The following is a 16,772-nucleotide window of genomic DNA, read 5'->3' as shown; positions in this document are numbered from 1 at the left end:
GTGCCGGAGTGGGTCAAAAAAGTCGGTCACGAAATGGTAAATACAGAGCAGGACGGCGAAGGCACCTGGCACATTCGGGTCCGCAAGGCCAAGTAAATGCACAAACAATCACAGGCGTAAAACCCTAAGGAGAGTGACATCATGAGAATTCTGGTCGTAGGTGGCGGTATGGGTGGTACCATTTTTGCCAATCATCTGGCTCGGCGTATTCACCATGAAATGAAAACCGGCAAGGCACGTATTACGATGCTGTCTGCCAGTCATGAGCATGTGTATCAACCCGGCTGGTTGTATGTCGCCATGGGTCGGGCGACGCCCGATGAACTGGTCCGCGAACAGCAAAGTCTGCTGGAGCCGGGGATTGAATTTCATGTCGATCCGGTTGAAGAATTTCATCTGGCCGAGAACCATGTCAAATGCAAAAGCGGCAAGGTGCATGAGTACGACTTGATCGTGATTTCGACCGGTTCACGCGCCCTGCCCGAGAAAATTCCCGGTCTCAAGGAAAATTCCATCAACTGCTATACCGCAGAAGACGCCGTCGAATTTTTCAAGCAACTGTCGGACTTCAAGGGTGGACGCATTGTGGTTACCGTCGGTCTGCCGCATAAGTGCCCGATGATTCCCCTGGAAATCACTTTCGCCATGCACGACTTCATCAAGGATCGCGGCCTGCTGGACAAGACCGAGTTCTATTACACCTACCCCATTGGCCGGGTTCACAGTCTGGAGAATGTGGCCAAGTGGGCGGCGCCGGAATTTGACCGGATGGGGATTAAATACGAAACCCTGTTCAACATGAAAGAAGTGGATGGTAAAAACGCTCAGGTGCTGAGCGAAGAAGGCGGCGCGGTGAAATACGATCTGCTGGTGGCCGTTCCGCCCCATAAGGGTCAGGAAGTCATCGAGAAAAATGGCCTGGGTGAAAACGGCTGGATTCCCACCAATCGCTCTTCCCTGCACATGGAAGGGGAGCATGGCAAGAATGTTCTGGTATTGGGAGATACCACCAATTTGCCCATCAGTAAGGCCGGTTCAACCGCCCACTTCGAAGCGGAAGTGGCTGCCGAGAATGTGGCGGCGGTCATCAAGATGGGACGGCCGGTGCGCAGTTATGATGGTAAGGTGTTCTGCTTTATTGAGGCGGGCAAGGACCGGGCAACGTATGCCATGTTCGATTATAAAACCCCACCCCAGCCGAAAGCGCCTACCGGAGCCGTACACGCCTTCAAGATGTCCTATAACAAACTCTATTGGGCGACTGCCCGTGGTTTACTCTGAGGAGGTGACGTATGGCTGCGGTCATGGCAGAAACTTCTGAAGATGAACTGCAACGTGCCCAGGAAGCCTTGGTGCATCTGGTGCAGAACGGAGATCTTGAACGCATTGTGCACCTGGCACGACTGAGTGGTGCGGCAGCAGACTCCATGAGTGATGAAATGGTGGGTCGTCTGGCGGGGTTGGCCAGCGACGGTCTGGATTTGGTGGATCAGGTCACCCGCAGCCAGGTGGCGCGGGCCCTGCCGGCCATCAGCTCCCTGGTGGAAAACGGCGATCTGGAACGCATCGTGCAACTGGCCCGGCTGAGTGGGGCCGCTGCCGATTCCATGAGCGATGAAATGGTGGGGCGTCTGGCCGGTCTGGCCAGCGATGGCATGGATTTACTGGATCGGGTGAACCGCAGCCAGGTGGTCCATGCCTTACCGGCCATCAGCTCTCTGGTAGAAAACGGCGATCTGGAGCGCATCGTTCATCTGGCCCGTATGGCAGGGGCCGCCGGCGATTCCATGAGTGATGAGATGGTTTCGCGTCTGGCCACTTTGGCGACTGATGCCATGTGCCTGCTGGATCGGGCAACGCGGACCGGGGTCATGGACCGTTTGCTCGCCGTTGCTGAAAAAATGGATCAGGATCATATCCTCACCGATTTCCTGCACTGCCTCAGTGGTGCCACTGAGGAGGCCGCCAGCGCCCCCGCTCCCAAGGGGGGAATCACCGGACTCTGGGACATGATGAAAAAACCGGAAACCCAGCAAACCATCCAGTTCCTCATGCTGGTCGGTAAACATTTCCGTTCCTGCCGTCTCAGGCACTGATCATGCGCTAATTTTTACAGCTTTAAAGTGTTCTACTCGCCCCGCTTGTAGCCCCTGTTGTTCAGGGGCTTTTTTGTAATCACCGGGCAATTACCATGGTAACGCCCCGTCATTCGCACAATATGAATCACCGCTGGAAGAACGTCTGGTGTTCAAAGACGGCACGCCGCTGTATAAGGCCTATGGCGTCTGAGCTGATCTGCACCCAAAAAAAAGCCCGGCAACAAGCCGGGCGTAAGCATTTCATCCATAACAGCAGTACTCATCTACTACTACTACTACTAACAACAACTACAGAACCACATACAACGTGAAATCAAAAAGACTTAGAGGCTACCCAGCAGGCCGCCCAAAAGACCGGTGCTGCCGCCAACCAGGCCCGTTACCGTGCCGGTCACAGGAGCCAAGGCACCCACCGTACCGGAAAGAAGTGTAGGCACATCCGTAGTAACCGCTGCCAGAGCATTACCCACATTGTCCACTACATTGTTCAGCAATCCTTCGACACCGCCCAGCGTTGCTCCTGCAACAAGGGTGGTTTCACCCAAAACCGTACCAACGTCTCCGGTTACGCTTCCCAGCAAACCTTCCACCCCAGTCAGAGTACCTCCCAACGTGCTATCCAAAGTACCTACCAAACCAGTGATCGTGCTTCCCAGCCCGGAAACCAGATCTCCTGTGCTGGAGGTTGCGGAACTGCTACCGCCCAGAAGCCCACCAAGCAAACCACTCAAAAGACCACCAACATTCAATAGTGACATAATCAAATCTCTCCTTCGGATATAATTTAATTCAACATGAAGTAACTTAGTAGTAACGAGAATCCACACCCGGCAACTTACTCGTCGAATATCAATAGCAATCCGCATGCCACATTTTGATTATTGCAGTAACATTTCATAGTGCGCTGTTTTATATTTTAAATATTAAATTTCTTAAAACAAAAAATCCATGAACAGGCAACCCGGCGTTACCCATGAGCCACATCGCACTACCCGTGACGTTACCTTGTGTTACCCGTTACCCGTTACCGCCCCTCCCCGAATTTCCCATTTTGGGTTGACAGACCGAAAGTAATCAAGCGCGTTACATTTTGTCACTTCATCATCCCCGGCACACAAGCTGAGCGGAAATGACTCGCAATAACTTTCAAGGAGATAAACAAGAATGCAACAATAGGCACAAAATTTGCATATTTTTCCACCAAACTGAATTAATGCCTTATTAACCGTTTGGGAAATCACAGAGGTACATCAGATATGGCTGCTCACATCGCCTGGCTTTCTTCCCTGATGCCGGGACACGGTAGCAACCAGATGCTTGACTGGGATTTCTTTTTACTGGGATTGGCCATTGCCCTTCTTTTATATTTTCTGCCGAGCTTCAAGGCATGGCACCGCTGTCATGGTAAATATCGATGGTGCCTGAAACTGTTTTTCATCAACCTGTTCCTGGGTTGGACCATCATTGGATGGTGGCACGTGTGGACTCGCGCCAACTGGTCAGGTCCCATTATTTTCGCAGGGCGCTGCAAGCACCGGCCACAGCCCGTTCCACACAAAGCTTTGCGGCGCTTCCATCACTAAGGAATAAAATGATCCCCAAAAAAAATACGCTTACCCTACTTGCTCTGGTGGGGGCTCTTGGACTGGTATCTCCTGCAGCCAGGGCAATGACCAGCGAACAAGCCCATCAACTGTGTCTTCAGGCCCGAGCCGGAAACTCCGCCGCATTGTCGGATTTGACCCTGGCAGCCCAAAAGGGCAACCGCTCAGCAGAAAACTGGCTGGGTGTTTATTACGGACTCGAACATAAATATAGTGTTGCCGTGCCCTGGACCCGCAAAGCCGCCCTGCAGGGTGACCCCCTTGCCGAATTTGTCATGGGCAGCGTCTATTATTACGGCAATGGCGTCGCCAAAAATCCTGGTAAAGCCGTTTACTGGCTCCAGCTCGCCGTTGATCAGGGTTTTCAAAAAGGCGAAGGCATGCTCAAACAGGCTCAGGAAAAGCTGAAAGCAACAGCGGCCAACAGCCACCCCTCTGCTCCGGCCAGTTCCGCTGCGACCGATTCCGCCCCGGCCAACCCGCCGGTTCCTGCAGTGACCAGTCACGCAAACACCCAAACAGCGCAAACACCAGCCCGGAAACCGGCATCTACCATCACTGTGGCGCAGCACATCCCGGCCCCGAAAATCCAGCCGCTCAACCCCTCAGCAGAAAACCAGCGGGGTTATGCCTATTACAGCGGGCAAGGGCAGCCTCAAAACTACGCCAAAGCCGTCTACTGGTTCAGAAAAGCCGCCCTTCAAGGCAACGCCAGCGCCGAAAACAATCTGGGGGTTGCCTACAATCATGGCCAGGGCGTCCCCAAAAACCTTGCGAAGGCCTTTTACTGGTATCAGAAAGCGGCGCAGCAGGGCAATCCCAGTGGCGAAACCAATCTGGGCGTCGCCTACTACGAAGGTGACGGCACGCCAAGCAACACCCCAAATGCCCTGCATTGGTGGAAACTGGCTGCCAATCAGGGAGACCAGCGGGCGCAAAGCTATCTCAGCGTGGTGCATTTAACCTCCCACCCTGCTACTTCTTAATAGCTGCCCGGCATCCAGGGAGCGGCTCTGGATGGATGCTATCTGCAAAAAGAGGTGAAACTATGACCGATTTTGTTTATTCTCGGTTATTAAATTTACCCATGACAAGCCCCATTCGGAGAAAAAATGTCTTTTGCCCTGCCGCAAAAAACCCGAAGTCCCGGTCAGATATTCCTGGGCGGCGAGCCCATGGTCATCCATTGCAATCACTACAACCGATTTTTGCAGATGGTGGTGGAAGGCTGTCAATCGATAGATGGTCTAGGACTACAACTGGAAGCCGCGCAGGAAGTCGTCTACCGCCAGCTTTCCGGGCAGTTTGCCGCACTGTCCCTCGATACGGCTCAGCAGCGTATGCATTGGGCAGCCGAACAATACGCCTATTGTGGTTTTGGACATCTGAATATAGGCAACCTGCCAGATAACCCGCCTGCAGAATGGATAGTGCGTGAGGACCATTCGCATTATGCCAACGCCCTGCTGCTGAATCGGGGCAGCCGAAACTTTCCCGGCGAACTTTTTGATTTGGGCTATTGCGCGGCCAGCCTGACCGCCAGCTACGATTTCCCCTATCAGGGTGATATTGCATTACCCAACAACGCCCTATCTGCCGGAGGGACGCAAACCCTGTTTCACCTTCGCCAGGCCCCTGAACATCGGGAATTTTTTTGCGGATTCACCCGGCAGATGCATGACGCCCATGCCCTGCAGCCGGACATTCCTCCTAAAAGTTGTGCTCAGCATATTGACGAGCAGCAGATTCTGGAAGAGATGAGTCACCTGAGCATTCAGGGAAATCCTGAAAGCGGCCTCATTGATGCCTTTGGCGTACAACTGACCCTGCACTATGCAGACTATTACAACCTTTTGTCTTTTCGTTTTGAAAAAGCACTCAAACACGCCTTACAGGCTTCACCCTTCCTGATCAGAACCCTTGCCGCAGAGTATCCGGTCCTGGAGGAGTACAAGGATTTTGGACACCTGCAAGGTGACTTTCTCGCACGCACCCTGCTGACCGAAGCCGGCCACGTCTGCGGCTTCCGCACCATGGGCGGCATTATGATGTCAGCCCTCTGGAAGGAAAAGATCATGCCCATGATCCGCGACCAATCCGACTGGATTCACGGCATTGTTGCCGTCATCAACAGCCTTGGCTGGGGGGTCTGGCGGGTAATTGAATTGATTCCTGGCCAACGTCTAATCCTGCGCGCCTGGAAACCCTACGAATCCCTTGGCTATTTGCGGGCGTTCGGAATTTCCGACACCCCGGTGGACTACCTGCTGGCGGGAGTGGCCAGTGCCCTGATGAATCTCATTTTCCATGTCAACATCACCAACAAACCGACACTGGATGATACCCTCTATGAACAGGCCATGCATGAAGGCGATCATTTCTGGGCAAAACAAAGCGCCTGCGTCGCTCAGGGCCATCCCTACTCTGAAGTAATCGTGGAGCGGGGGATTCTGCGCGACTGGTAGCACAGTTCAACATCCGTGCCGACTTGTTTCTCATTCCGGCGACCGCGTTACCCCTTTTGACTCAGACAAAAATGTTCCGGCACTCAACCCACCGAGTAATCAGCGTATTAGCAAAATGGGATAGGCTGGTACGATAATTGCTAGCTCAATTTGCAAATATGGTCAGGGCATCAGGTCAGGAGAAACAATGTACAAAACCCGCATGGACTCGGTAGAGCAGGCTTTCATTCATCCCGAAACCGGGTCAGTGCTGCACGCGCTTGGCGAAATCACCGCCACCTTGCGTTATTTTCAGGTCTTTGGCGATCCTCAGGATCTTGACGAATGTATCTGCTCCCTGATTACCCTGGAAGCACAGTTGCAGCAATTTGTGCAAAAAACGCACAAACCCCAACTGAAACACTAAAACAGGCCATTAGCTGGCTTTAAAATGGTTTCACCCATCACTCACTGGCGAGGAAACGTGTAATGAGCATTCTTGATCTCGGTTCTGTAGTAGACAGCCTCTTGGGCGCAAACGGTCACGGTAACGGCTTGCTCGGCGGTAATGCCCTGCTGGGTAGCCTGGTTGGCAACGGCAACACCAGTGGTGACGGTTTACTGGGCGCTTACGATGGCGGATTGTTGGGCGGCCTGGGTTTAGGTTACCTGCTGGGCTCCATTGTTGACGCCAACAATGGCAACATGGCCAGCAGCAGCACTTCGGCTTCTGCCGGCAGTGTCAGCAGCAGCAGCACCATAACTGGCGGTGGACTTTTGGGGGGATTACTTGGTGGCGGCCTCCTCGGCAGCAATAATCTTCTGGGAGGCTCTAACGGCTTGCTGGGTGGCTTGTTGGGCATCCTCTAAGCACGGGTAAGGTCACATCACCCGATGCCGGAAGCGCCAGCCGGTGATGTGCCCTCTTTTGAACACCGCTTCGTTACCAATGATGTAACTTTCTGTAAAATTATCGTATCACATTAATCCCCAATCAAAACAGGTTACAAAGTGTCAGACACGATGGCACTCTTAACGTGACATCAACTTTTTCATTCCCGCCCCTTGCAATTCTCTGATTACAAGCTAAATACCCATTGCATGCCGATGCAGCCAGTATTTTCTGCCAAACGCGGAAAACTATTGGCACGCAATCTGCTTATATGGCTGCGGTGTGTTGGTTGTAACAGGTTGTAACTGTGGGCTGCCGGTAAAATCGGGCAGATTCCATTTCTAATGAAAATGGCTGAAACAAGGAGAATATCCATGGAAACGTTGAAAAATGCGGTTGTGCAGTTTGTGCGGGATGAAGAAGGTGCTGGCGTCATTGAGTATTCGCTGATTGCCGGGATTATGGCGGCGATTATTATTGCGGCTTTGTATAATGGGGTAGGCAAAGCAATTGTTACTGTGTTCAACGACATCAAGGGCGATTTAGGTAAAGCTGGTACCGCCCCATAACGTCAATTAATATCCAGGCGGTTCGAGGTTTTTTTATCCTTGAGCTATCTGATGCATCTACAAACAGAAAAATGGCACCCCAGGAGACCTATTGGAATGGCACACCGGAATAACCGCCCTCTGGGCACTGATTCTGGCCGGCAGCGATTTGCGCCGCCGGCGCCTGCCCAATGTGCTCACCCTGGGCGCAGTGGCGTTCGGCCTGCTCTGGATGTTGTGGAGCGGTCACACCTGGCTTGGTGGCCCGTGGTGGACCGGTCTGATGGGGCTGGCCGCCGCCTTTTTCGCTTTACTGCCCTCCTACGCCGTCAAAAAACTCGCAGCAGGAGATGTCAAATTCATGATGGCCGTCGGCGTACTGGCTGGCGCTTCGCCCCTGTTGGGAATTTACCTGCTCGCCGCTCTGTTTACCCTGCCGGTCATCCTCCTCGAATACCTGCTGCGCGGCCAGGTGCAGCGCAAAACCCCCTTCGGTTTTGGCATTGGCGTCGCCAGCGTCCTGGTGCTGCTCAGTCACTGGCCGCCGCCGGTGTTTCCGCTGGGCGGCTAAGGCACCCGACAATTCCTCAGCCCTGCTCCGCAGCTTCGGTCCGCTCTTGCGGAACCGTCAAAGGTCAGGACCGCGAACGGGGTTCCTCGGTCATTGATTTTCCGTTTATTTTCGTCTTCTTTTTTCTGCTGCTCTGGGGTGTGTTCAATTTTGGCTTCATATTTGTCATTCAGAGCATGATGACCACCGCCGCCGAAGATGGTGCCCGCGCCGCGCTGCGCTACCAGCCTGCCGCCAGTAACAGCCTGGCCATTGCGGCACGCGCCAATGCGGCAACAGAGACAGCCAATCAGGTCGCGGGGGTGCTGAACGGTCTGGCGGGGGGCAGCATCACCACCACGGTGAACCCTACTACTTGCAGTTACAACGCCAACCTGACCTGCTTCAGTGTCCAGGTCACTTTTCCTTATGGTCAGCATCCCATTATTCCGGCACTGGTGAATTTTCCTTTCATCGGATCGGTGGGCATACCCAATCAACTCACCGGCACGGCAGTCATGCAGGTGGACAATGACAATCTGCTACAAGACTGATGTAACAGACATAAATTACCAAGGAGACAGGGAAACATGGGAAACAAGGCGAAAATCGCCATAGCGATTCTGGTGCTGCTGGCAGTGATACTGGGGGTTGCCGCCTATGTGATCAGCATGCCTTCCCCCAGCGTGCAGCGTCCCGCAAAAAGCACCGCAAGCAGCACATCAACGACCCCTGCCGGCGTCGCCGTGGTAGTGGCCAGCAAGCCGGTAATGGCTGGCAAACCCATCCCGGCTAATGCCCTGAAGGTCCTCCATTATCCGGAATTTCCCACTGGCGCTTACCACCAGACCCGTTCGGTCATCGGGCAGGTACCGACCACCGACATTGGCGCGGGGGTTCCTGTTTTGCACACAAACATGGTGTCCGGCCTGGCGACTCAGGTGCCTGAAGGCGACCTGGCCATGGCCATTCACGTCAATGAAGAAATTGCCGTCGGCGATCATCTGCATCCCGGTGATTTTGTGGATGTGTTTACCACCCTGCCCGGCAACGAAGGACAGATGCATGGTGGCTGGCCCACCCAAAGCCGCCTGTTGCTGGCGGGTTTACGGGTGCTGGCAGTGGGTCCGCAAACGGTTTCGCATTCGGTAGACCAGGCACAGCCCGGACAGGATAATGCAGTGGTCAACGGTCAGGCCAATGGCCAGCAGGCGCAACCGCCCAGCACGGTCGTCCTGCAGGTGCCGGTCGCTGCTTCTGCGACTCTGGCTCTGGCCAGTGCTCAGGGCCATCTGTTGCTGGCCTTGCGTAATCCCAAGAGCAGTGGCATGCCAGATGTACAGGACTTTCCCGTACCCACTCCGGCACTGATCCCCAGCAAAATTCCAGTCAATCAACGCAAGGATGCGCTGCAAAAACCCGAAAACCGCGCTTTTGCCGGCCTGACCCTGCCGGGACTGGCGGGCAAAAGCAAGGCCGAAGCACAGGCGATGCGTCCTTTGCCACCGCCGCCGCCTATGATGCAGCTGTATGATGGCGCACAAAAAACCGCTGTTCCTTACTGAATGGTACCTGCCCTGACAAAAAGCGAGACGCCTGCATGAATACACACAAAAATCCGAGCTACCTGCAGCCACGCCTGCGCAGCGCCCTGAAACTGGCCCTGATCGGCATGCTGGGGGCTCTGCCGCTGGCAAGCCTCCCAAGTACCGCCCTGGCCGCAGGCTGGTCTGCGCATAGCACCGGTTCTTATCGGGCGCTGTCTATTGCTGTAGGAACCCAGCAGGTTTTGACCCTCAATGAATCAGCCTATCGCGTCGCCATTGGTAACCCCAAAACGGCTTCCATCCGCCCCCTGTCCAACAGTCACGGCAAGTCTTTTCTGATCACCGGCATCAGCACCGGCGAGACCAGCCTGCTGATCTGGAAACTCGGGCATAAGTCTCCGGAGGTTTGGCAACTGAATATTAATGCCCAGACCCCCCACGCGCCGCTGGCTGCACCCGCGCCGGGCATGCCCAAAATTACGGCCCAAAGTAACGTCGTGACCTTGTCCGGGGCCGTGTCCAGCCAGATGAAGCAGGAGGCCGCTCTGGAAGCCGCCGCTGCCATGGCCGGAAAGGACGGTAAAATCATTGATGAAAGCACCATTCCGGTAGATGACGAAGTACAGGTAGGCGTCAAGGTAGTAGAATTCAGTAAAACCGAACTGAAGAATGTCGGGATCAATATTTTTTCCGTGAACAATGGCTTTACCTTGGGCACGTTTGGCCCATCGACCCTGACCGGACCCAGCACCCTGGGTAGCGCCCTGAGTGGTGCCTCATCCGTACTGCCCTTTGCCCAGGCATTTAATCTGGTGGCACAGGTCAATAATGGCAGCGGTTTGAGCAGTTATCTTAGCCTGCTGGAAGGTAATGACATATTGCAAGTCCTCGCCGAGCCCACCTTGGTCGCCATGAATGGTCATAAAGCCAGCTTTCTGGCCGGCGGAGAAATTCCCATTCCCGTTCCTCAAAGCAGTGGTACCGGGTCGCCGACTATTACCATCCAGTACAAAAAATATGGGGTCGCCCTTGATTTGACACCCACCATTCTCAGCAGCCATAAAATTGCCCTGCACGTGGCCCCGTCCGTCAGTTCTCTGGATTACACCAATGCCATTACCCTCAATGGCTATAGTGTTCCTGCACTGCTGGTTCGCCAGGCCAACACCACAGTAACCCTGGGTAACGGTGAGAGTCTGATTATTGGTGGCCTGGTCGATCGGCAGATGCAGCAGAATATCAGCAAAGTGCCGATTCTGGGTGATCTGCCCATACTCGGTGCCTTTTTTCGGTCTATCAACTATTCCAAACAGGATATGGAGCTGGCAATTATTGTCACTCCCCGTCTGGTGCGTCCCATTGCGGCAGGAGCAAAGCTTCCCGCCCTGCCGGGTGAAAAGTTTGCGCACAGTCATTTAAATCTGGGCAAAGCGGTTTTCCTTCCCGGCAGCCACTATGACGAATCATCTGCGGGGCCCGGATACACACAATGATGACCCGCCCCAACGCGTCCATCAGCCCCGGCAACAACACCCAGGTGGTGGTTCTGGCTCTCTGCCAACGCGCAGAGTGCCTGGCCTGGATGCGCCTCGCGCTGGATGGCATGGCCATCGTCCTGCCAGTGGACCGGCGTCCCGATGATATTGTCCAGGCTGTTGGCAAAAGTGGTGCATCGTTGTTGATTGCCGATTTTGGCGATGATCATCCCGAAACAGCACTTTTCGAGCAGCTTCGCCTGTCTTTCCCCGACCTGAAAATTATTGGGGTAGGTTCGTTGTCCGATCAGCAGGCGTTGCTGGCGGCCATGCGTGCCCAGGTAGTGGATTATGTAGAACAGGAATCCCCCATTGCTACTTTGCGCAACGCGGCGGAACGCATCCTTGCAGAAATCCGCCAGCGCCGCCAACGTACGGGCCGCCTGATTACGCTTTGTGGTGGAATTGGGGCGGGCTGCACCACCATCGCCTGCAATATGGCAACACTGCTCAAGGTTCAGCGACCCGATGCCAGCGTCCTGCTGCTGGATTTTGCCACGCCCGTGGGCGATGCCGCCATCCATCTGGGCGTCGCCCCGCACATCTGCTTTGCCGAGGCGGTACGCAATCTGGACCGCTGTGACCGTACCTATCTGAATACAGCTATCGTCCGCACGCCCGGTGGAATTGGTGTCCTTCCCCTGTTCCATGAGGTCAGCAATCTGCGGGGCCTGAAGCTGGCCGATGCGTTTCAGCTTTTGGCCCTGATTTTGTCCACTTATGATCTGGTCATTGCCGATCTGGGCGGGGCGGCCTTTTCCGATTTGGGTCAGTACCTGCAACAGACGGCCGATGAAATTCTGCTGGTGACGGACCAGTCCGTGGGACACATTCTGGAAAGCAAAAAAATTGCCGCCAATCTCCGCGAAAAACTCGGCAATCGACTCCATGTTCATCTGATCGTCAATCATTATGAACCCCTGTTGGGCGTGGAGTCCGCTGATATTGCCGATGAATTGGGGCTGCCCCTTCTGGAAAATGCGGTTTTGCCCGAGCGGCGGGTTCCACTGATGCAGTCCATGAATCAGGGCAAAACACTGGTGGACGCCCTGCCCAAAGATGCCCTGGTCCATGTTTTCGGGTTAATGACCGGGCAGTTATTGGCGAAGCTCTGGCCAGATCAGGCTTCACTAACCTCTCGACAAACACATAGCCGAATCAGCCAATGGTGGCATGCCTGGAGAAAAACCCGATGAATGGCGACAACGAAAGAGCCTTCGGCGTACAGCCTTTTTCCGGTGAGGAGTCCACCCAGATTCATCATCAGGAGGGTTATCTGCAGTTCAAGGGATATCTGCATCAACGCCTGATTGATCGGGTCGAGGAAATTGGTGCTGATTTTGCTTCTCTACGCAAAGAAGCCGTCATGCGTTTTGTGACCCTGGAGCTGGATCGCCTGCACAACGAGCGGCCTTTTCCCCTGAGCGAAAAGGAAACCGAAACACTCATTGAAGATCTCACCAATGAACTCACCGGGTTTGGTCCGCTTGAAGCCGCCATGCAGGATAGCGCTGTGGAAGACATTCTGGTCAACGGCCCCCGTGAAATTTATCTGGGTCGGGCCGGAACCCTGCAGATCAGTAAGCTGGCTTTTCAGGATGATGCGCACCTGATGCGCATCATCCATCGCCTCCTGGCCATGACCGGACGCCGCATTGATGAATCATCCCCGACCGTAGATGCGCGGCTGACCAACATTGGTCGTCTGAATGTCGTGATTCCACCACTGGCACTGAATGGCCCGGTCATGTCCATCCGGCGTTTTCCGGCGCATCCTCTAGGTGCCGATGACCTGGTTGAAAAGGGCACGTTGACTCAGCCCATGCTCGAATTCCTGCAGCTCGCCGTCACCAACCGCTGCAACATTCTCATTTCCGGGGGGACCAGTAGCGGCAAGACCACCTTTCTGAATGTCATTGCCAGCTTTATCCCCGACGGTGAGCGCGTCATCACTATCGAAGACACTGCTGAACTGCAGTTGCAAAGCAAACATGTAGTCCGCCTCGAAAGCCGTCCCGGAGGACATGAAGGGGCGGGTGCAGTGGATGTCCGCGACCTGTTGCGCAATACCTTGCGAATGCGCCCCGACCGCATTGTCATCGGCGAGGTGCGCGGCGGCGAGGCACTGGAAATGATGCAGGCCATGACCACCGGTCACGATGGCTCGCTAGGTACCATCCATGCCAATTCTGCCCGTGAGGCTCTGCAGCGTCTTGAAATTCTGCTCAGTTTCGGAGGATTTCCGGGTAATGACCTGTCCATGCGCCGACAAATTGCCTCGGCCATTGAGATTATCGTCCAGATTGCACGCCTTCCCGACGGCCGCCGCAGAGTCATCGCCATCAGCGAAGTAACCGGTGTTGGAGATAACATTATTTCAATGCAGGAGCATTTCCGCTACGAAGCCCAGGAAGACCGGGACGGAAAATTGCAGGATCACTGGACGGCGACAGGCATCACCCCGCGCACGCCCAAACTCGCCAAATACCAACCCACCGTCACTGACGATGATTTCGGGTGGCGATGATGCTGGTATTCATACTGATTGTTCTCGCCGTCATGCTGATTGGAGCCGCTGTGGGCATTGCCCTGATCCAGCAGAAACCTTCGGAATTGCCGGGGCCCCTGCGGGAAAGACTGCGGGCTTTCGACCAGAAAGACGCCAGCACGAAAAACGAAGACACCCCTGAAGAAAAAAACCTTCTGGAAAAGTCTGCCGCCGGAAAAAAAGATAGCTGGCAGGTGCAGTTGCAGGAAAAATTGCGGCAGGCAGGAATGACTCCCCGAACCTGGCTTGTCAAGTCGTTACTTATCGGGCTGCTTCTGAGTCTGCTGATCGCCCTTTTTCTGCGCCCCTGGATGGCCCCCATTTTCTTTCTGTTCATCTATCCACTGGGGCTCTGGGCCTACATTCAGCAGCGTATCCGCAAACGCGCGGCACTGGCCCTGATGGACCTGCCCAACTTTCTGGACACCGTAGTGCGTACCTCGCGGGTGGGTGCCAGCTTGCCGGCGGCCATGCTGGCGGCTACCAAGGATGCCCAGGGGCCGATTCGTGAAGTGTTCAATCAGGTTATGCGCCGCCAGCAATCGGGCATGCCCCTGGACCGCGCCCTGCTGGTGGTAGCCAAGCATTATCAGATGCAGGAACTGGCCATTGTCGCCACAGTCCTGCGCCTGAACATCCGCTATGGAGGCCGGGTAGATATTGTGCTCGAACGCATTGCTGACTGGTTGCGGGGTCGGGTCAGCGCCCAGGCTGAACTCAATGCGCTTTCTGCAGAAACCCGTTTCGGAGCATTGATCATGAGCCTGCTGATCCCGGGGCTTGCCATCTATATCATGATTATGAACAGTAAATATCTGCTGGGTATGTGGGATGACGGCACCGGCCGCATCATCCTGATTTTCGGGGCTATTCTTCTGCTGACCGGGGTGGTTCTGGTCAATCGCATGGCGAAGCTGAGGTGAGGCACTAATGTTTAATCTTCACGCCCTTCTGGTTGCTCTTGCCGTAATCGCCATCAGCCTCGCCGTAGGCTTGTTGCTGTTTTTCCGCATATATCGCCTCGTAATGGTTTCTCAGACACAGGCTTCACTACTGCGGGTGGAAACTCGTCCGCAGGGAGACCAGACAGACGAAATCACCGGGAATAACATCAATCAGGGATCAACATCGCATGCCCGAAGCGTGGTTCTTGACAGCCTCGCCCGTTGGGGGAGCGGCGAAGATCGTCGCCAACTGTTGCAGGCGGGTTATCGTCGCCGCCGTGCACCTGCCCTGTTCATTGCCCTGCGCATTGGAAGCGGACTGGTGCTTGGCTTGGTGACGCTCCTGGTCATTTCTTTGGCACACATCAAAATGTCCGGCCCGGTGGTGCTTATCGCGGTATTCATCGCTCTGGCCATAGGCTACCTGATTCCCAAATTCATTCTGGAGGCCCAGGCGCGCAGCCGACGCGACCAGATCAATGCCGAACTGCCTTTTTTTGTGGACATGCTGGCGTTGCTGCAGGGCGTGGGGCTGAGTCTGGAACAGAGTCTGATGTCGGTAGCCAGCGCCGGCGACGCAGGCATCCCCCTGTTGGCCTCGGAAATGCAGGAACTGAACAAGCAGATCGCCATTGGCCGCCCACGGGTTGAAGCCATGCAGAAGCTGGCAGAAATGTTGCAAGACCCTGATTTTCAGGAGCTGGTGAATATGCTTCGGCAAATTGACCGCTTCGGTGGCGAGGTGGCACAACCCTTGCGTGAATACGCCGAACGTCTTCAGGAAAAGCGCCACATGTCCTTGCGCGAAAGAGCAGGACGCATGAATGTCAAAATGACTTTGGTCATGGTCCTGACGATGCTGCCGGGACTGGTCATCATTACGGTTGGACCCGCCATGCTGCTGCTGGTCAAATTCATGGGGCGTTTCTGATGATGTCTACGCTACTCCGCCACCCTTCTTCCCGCCTGTGCTGGACATTGCTCCTGAGCTTAGTTGCGGGTTGCGCATCCACCCCGGAACGTCCGGTGGTGGTCAAAGCACCTACTCCACAAATTTCCCCAAAACATCTCGCCGGATTGAGCCTGCAACTTATTGCGCGCATGGAGTCTGAAAAAAAATGGTACGCCGCGCTTTCCTGGCTCGATCGTTATCGCCAGCAATATCCGGCATCGGATACCAGCAACCTTTTGCGGGCAAGGGCGCTGGCCGCTACAGGATCGACCGCAGAGGCCGAAAAATATTTTAACAAGCTGCTTTCCGGCCCTCTGGCCGCCGATGGATACCAGGGACTGGGTCTGCTGGCTGCCGCGCAAGGCCAACAAGACCGGGCCATCCGCTATTTCACCAGAGCCTCCCGGCATAACCCCACAAATCCTGACATATTAAATGATCTGGGCTATGCGTATCTCCAGAATCACCAACTCGAGCAGGCACGTTCCGCCCTGTTTCGTGCCGGTGAACTGGCTCCGGACGACTCCCGAATCTGGAGCAACATTGCGCTGTATTACCTGCTGCGTAACCAGACATTGCAGGCTCAAGAGGTCATCAGCAGCCATCAGCTAGACTGGGACACTCAACAAATGATTCATGCGGAAGCCGCACGCATGATGGGCCTGAATCACCCGCAGCAAGGCTTGCATGCACCTGGTCAGACAGATGCGGCAACCCAGTCTACCCAATTTCCCAATCAGCCGCTGACGCAGCTTTTTACTGCCAATCCGGCTCAATCGACGAATCCATCGAGGACTGCACCATGAGCAAAACATGGAATCATGCAATGTTGTGTTTATTCACCATTACCGGAACCGTTTTAATGAGTGGCAGCGCTGTGGCTGCAGATGATGCAGCCAATTATCTGCAGCCACCCATTCTGGGCTGGCATACCCCGCCCCACGCTGCGGCCGTACCAGTGGAAGCACCAGCACCCACTCCGACACCTGTACCTGCTCCGAAACCTGTAGTGGCTCCAATGGCGCAAGCTGCTCCTGCTCCTGCTCCTGCTCCTGCTCCTGCTCCTGCTCCTGCTCCTGCTCCTGCTCCTGCTCCTGCTCCTGCTCCTG

At 55.0% G+C, this 16,772-nt stretch carries 19 protein-coding genes; 17 read left to right on the top strand and 2 right to left on the bottom strand.

All coding sequences use genetic code 11. The features are described 5' to 3' along the window. Positions 1-141: 141 nt before the first annotated feature. Together HJG40_RS14525 and HJG40_RS14520 are read left to right on the top strand one after the other, a co-directional pair. Positions 142-1,281, top strand: coding sequence for an NAD(P)/FAD-dependent oxidoreductase (locus HJG40_RS14525; RefSeq protein WP_215864856.1), 1,140 nt, complete (start codon positions 142-144; stop codon positions 1,279-1,281). A gap of 11 nt (positions 1,282-1,292) precedes the next feature. Further along, entirely contained in the window at positions 1,293-2,096 is an 804-nt protein-coding gene (locus tag HJG40_RS14520) for a helical membrane plugin domain-containing protein (RefSeq protein ID WP_215864855.1), read from the top strand. Between the two features lie 326 nt (positions 2,097-2,422). On the opposite strand, the gene HJG40_RS14515 is transcribed toward HJG40_RS14520, so the two are convergent. Further along, positions 2,423-2,857: a hypothetical protein gene (locus HJG40_RS14515; RefSeq protein ID WP_215864854.1), complete on the bottom strand. Its 435-nt coding sequence runs from the start codon at positions 2,855-2,857 to the stop codon at positions 2,423-2,425. Positions 2,858-3,355: 498 nt separating this feature from the next. On the opposite strand from HJG40_RS14515, the gene HJG40_RS14510 reads away from it, so the two are divergent. The 15 genes from HJG40_RS14510 (at position 3,356) to HJG40_RS14440 (ending at position 16,469) form a co-directional block, all read left to right on the top strand. Then, complete coding sequence (locus HJG40_RS14510; RefSeq protein ID WP_215864853.1) at positions 3,356-3,682, top strand: superinfection immunity protein; 327 nt, start codon at positions 3,356-3,358, stop codon at positions 3,680-3,682. An 8-nt stretch (positions 3,683-3,690) separates the two neighbouring features. After that, complete coding sequence (locus HJG40_RS14505; RefSeq protein WP_226857487.1) at positions 3,691-4,689, top strand: tetratricopeptide repeat protein; 999 nt, start codon at positions 3,691-3,693, stop codon at positions 4,687-4,689. A 126-nt stretch (positions 4,690-4,815) separates the two neighbouring features. Further along, a complete protein-coding gene (locus tag HJG40_RS14500) occupies positions 4,816-6,168 on the top strand; it encodes a hypothetical protein (protein ID WP_215864852.1) in 1,353 nt (450 codons plus the stop codon). A gap of 187 nt (positions 6,169-6,355) precedes the next feature. Beyond that, positions 6,356-6,574, top strand: coding sequence for a hypothetical protein (locus tag HJG40_RS14495; protein ID WP_215864851.1), 219 nt, complete (start codon positions 6,356-6,358; stop codon positions 6,572-6,574). 62 nt (positions 6,575-6,636) lie between these two features. Beyond that, a complete protein-coding gene (locus HJG40_RS14490) occupies positions 6,637-7,017 on the top strand; it encodes a hypothetical protein (protein WP_215864850.1) in 381 nt (126 codons plus the stop codon). 396 nt (positions 7,018-7,413) lie between these two features. Then, a complete protein-coding gene (locus HJG40_RS14485; protein ID WP_226857486.1) occupies positions 7,414-7,608 on the top strand; it encodes a Flp family type IVb pilin in 195 nt (64 codons plus the stop codon). 91 nt (positions 7,609-7,699) lie between these two features. Further along, on the top strand, positions 7,700-8,158 hold the full coding sequence (locus HJG40_RS14480) for a prepilin peptidase (RefSeq protein WP_215864849.1): 459 nt from the start codon (positions 7,700-7,702) through the stop codon (positions 8,156-8,158). Beyond that, positions 8,041-8,691, top strand: coding sequence for a TadE/TadG family type IV pilus assembly protein (locus HJG40_RS14475; RefSeq protein ID WP_368356173.1), 651 nt, complete (start codon positions 8,041-8,043; stop codon positions 8,689-8,691). The genes HJG40_RS14480 and HJG40_RS14475 overlap by 118 nt, the downstream gene beginning before the upstream one ends. A gap of 36 nt (positions 8,692-8,727) precedes the next feature. After that, complete coding sequence (gene cpaB / locus HJG40_RS14470; protein ID WP_215864848.1) at positions 8,728-9,702, top strand: Flp pilus assembly protein CpaB; 975 nt, start codon at positions 8,728-8,730, stop codon at positions 9,700-9,702. A 35-nt stretch (positions 9,703-9,737) separates the two neighbouring features. Beyond that, the gene (locus HJG40_RS14465; protein ID WP_226857485.1) at positions 9,738-11,177 is read left to right on the top strand and encodes a type II and III secretion system protein family protein; all 1,440 of its coding nucleotides are present in this window, start codon (positions 9,738-9,740) and stop codon (positions 11,175-11,177) included. Next, positions 11,174-12,415 carry a P-loop NTPase family protein gene (locus tag HJG40_RS14460; RefSeq protein WP_215864847.1) on the top strand — a complete coding sequence of 414 codons (1,242 nt, stop codon included), beginning with the start codon at positions 11,174-11,176 and terminating at the stop codon, positions 12,413-12,415. Before HJG40_RS14465 ends, HJG40_RS14460 begins: the two co-directional genes overlap by 4 nt. Then, the gene (locus HJG40_RS14455; RefSeq protein ID WP_215864846.1) at positions 12,412-13,746 is read left to right on the top strand and encodes a TadA family conjugal transfer-associated ATPase; all 1,335 of its coding nucleotides are present in this window, start codon (positions 12,412-12,414) and stop codon (positions 13,744-13,746) included. The genes HJG40_RS14460 and HJG40_RS14455 overlap by 4 nt, the downstream gene beginning before the upstream one ends. Then, positions 13,743-14,690 carry a type II secretion system F family protein gene (locus HJG40_RS14450; RefSeq protein ID WP_226857484.1) on the top strand — a complete coding sequence of 316 codons (948 nt, stop codon included), beginning with the start codon at positions 13,743-13,745 and terminating at the stop codon, positions 14,688-14,690. Before HJG40_RS14455 ends, HJG40_RS14450 begins: the two co-directional genes overlap by 4 nt. A gap of 7 nt (positions 14,691-14,697) precedes the next feature. Further along, positions 14,698-15,642: a type II secretion system F family protein gene (locus HJG40_RS14445; RefSeq protein WP_215864845.1), complete on the top strand. Its 945-nt coding sequence runs from the start codon at positions 14,698-14,700 to the stop codon at positions 15,640-15,642. Continuing rightward, positions 15,642-16,469 carry a tetratricopeptide repeat protein gene (locus HJG40_RS14440; RefSeq protein WP_215864844.1) on the top strand — a complete coding sequence of 276 codons (828 nt, stop codon included), beginning with the start codon at positions 15,642-15,644 and terminating at the stop codon, positions 16,467-16,469. Before HJG40_RS14445 ends, HJG40_RS14440 begins: the two co-directional genes overlap by 1 nt. A gap of 39 nt (positions 16,470-16,508) precedes the next feature. Here HJG40_RS14440 and HJG40_RS14435 read toward each other — a convergent pair. Continuing rightward, positions 16,509-16,772 (bottom strand): hypothetical protein (locus HJG40_RS14435; protein WP_215864843.1); only part of this gene is annotated, 264 nt, incomplete at its 5' end.

Source organism: Acidithiobacillus concretivorus (genome assembly GCF_018853445.1).
Taxonomy (GTDB): Bacteria; Pseudomonadota; Gammaproteobacteria; order Acidithiobacillales; family Acidithiobacillaceae; genus Acidithiobacillus; species Acidithiobacillus concretivorus.
This window is presented reverse-complemented; position numbering and strand designations above follow the sequence as displayed.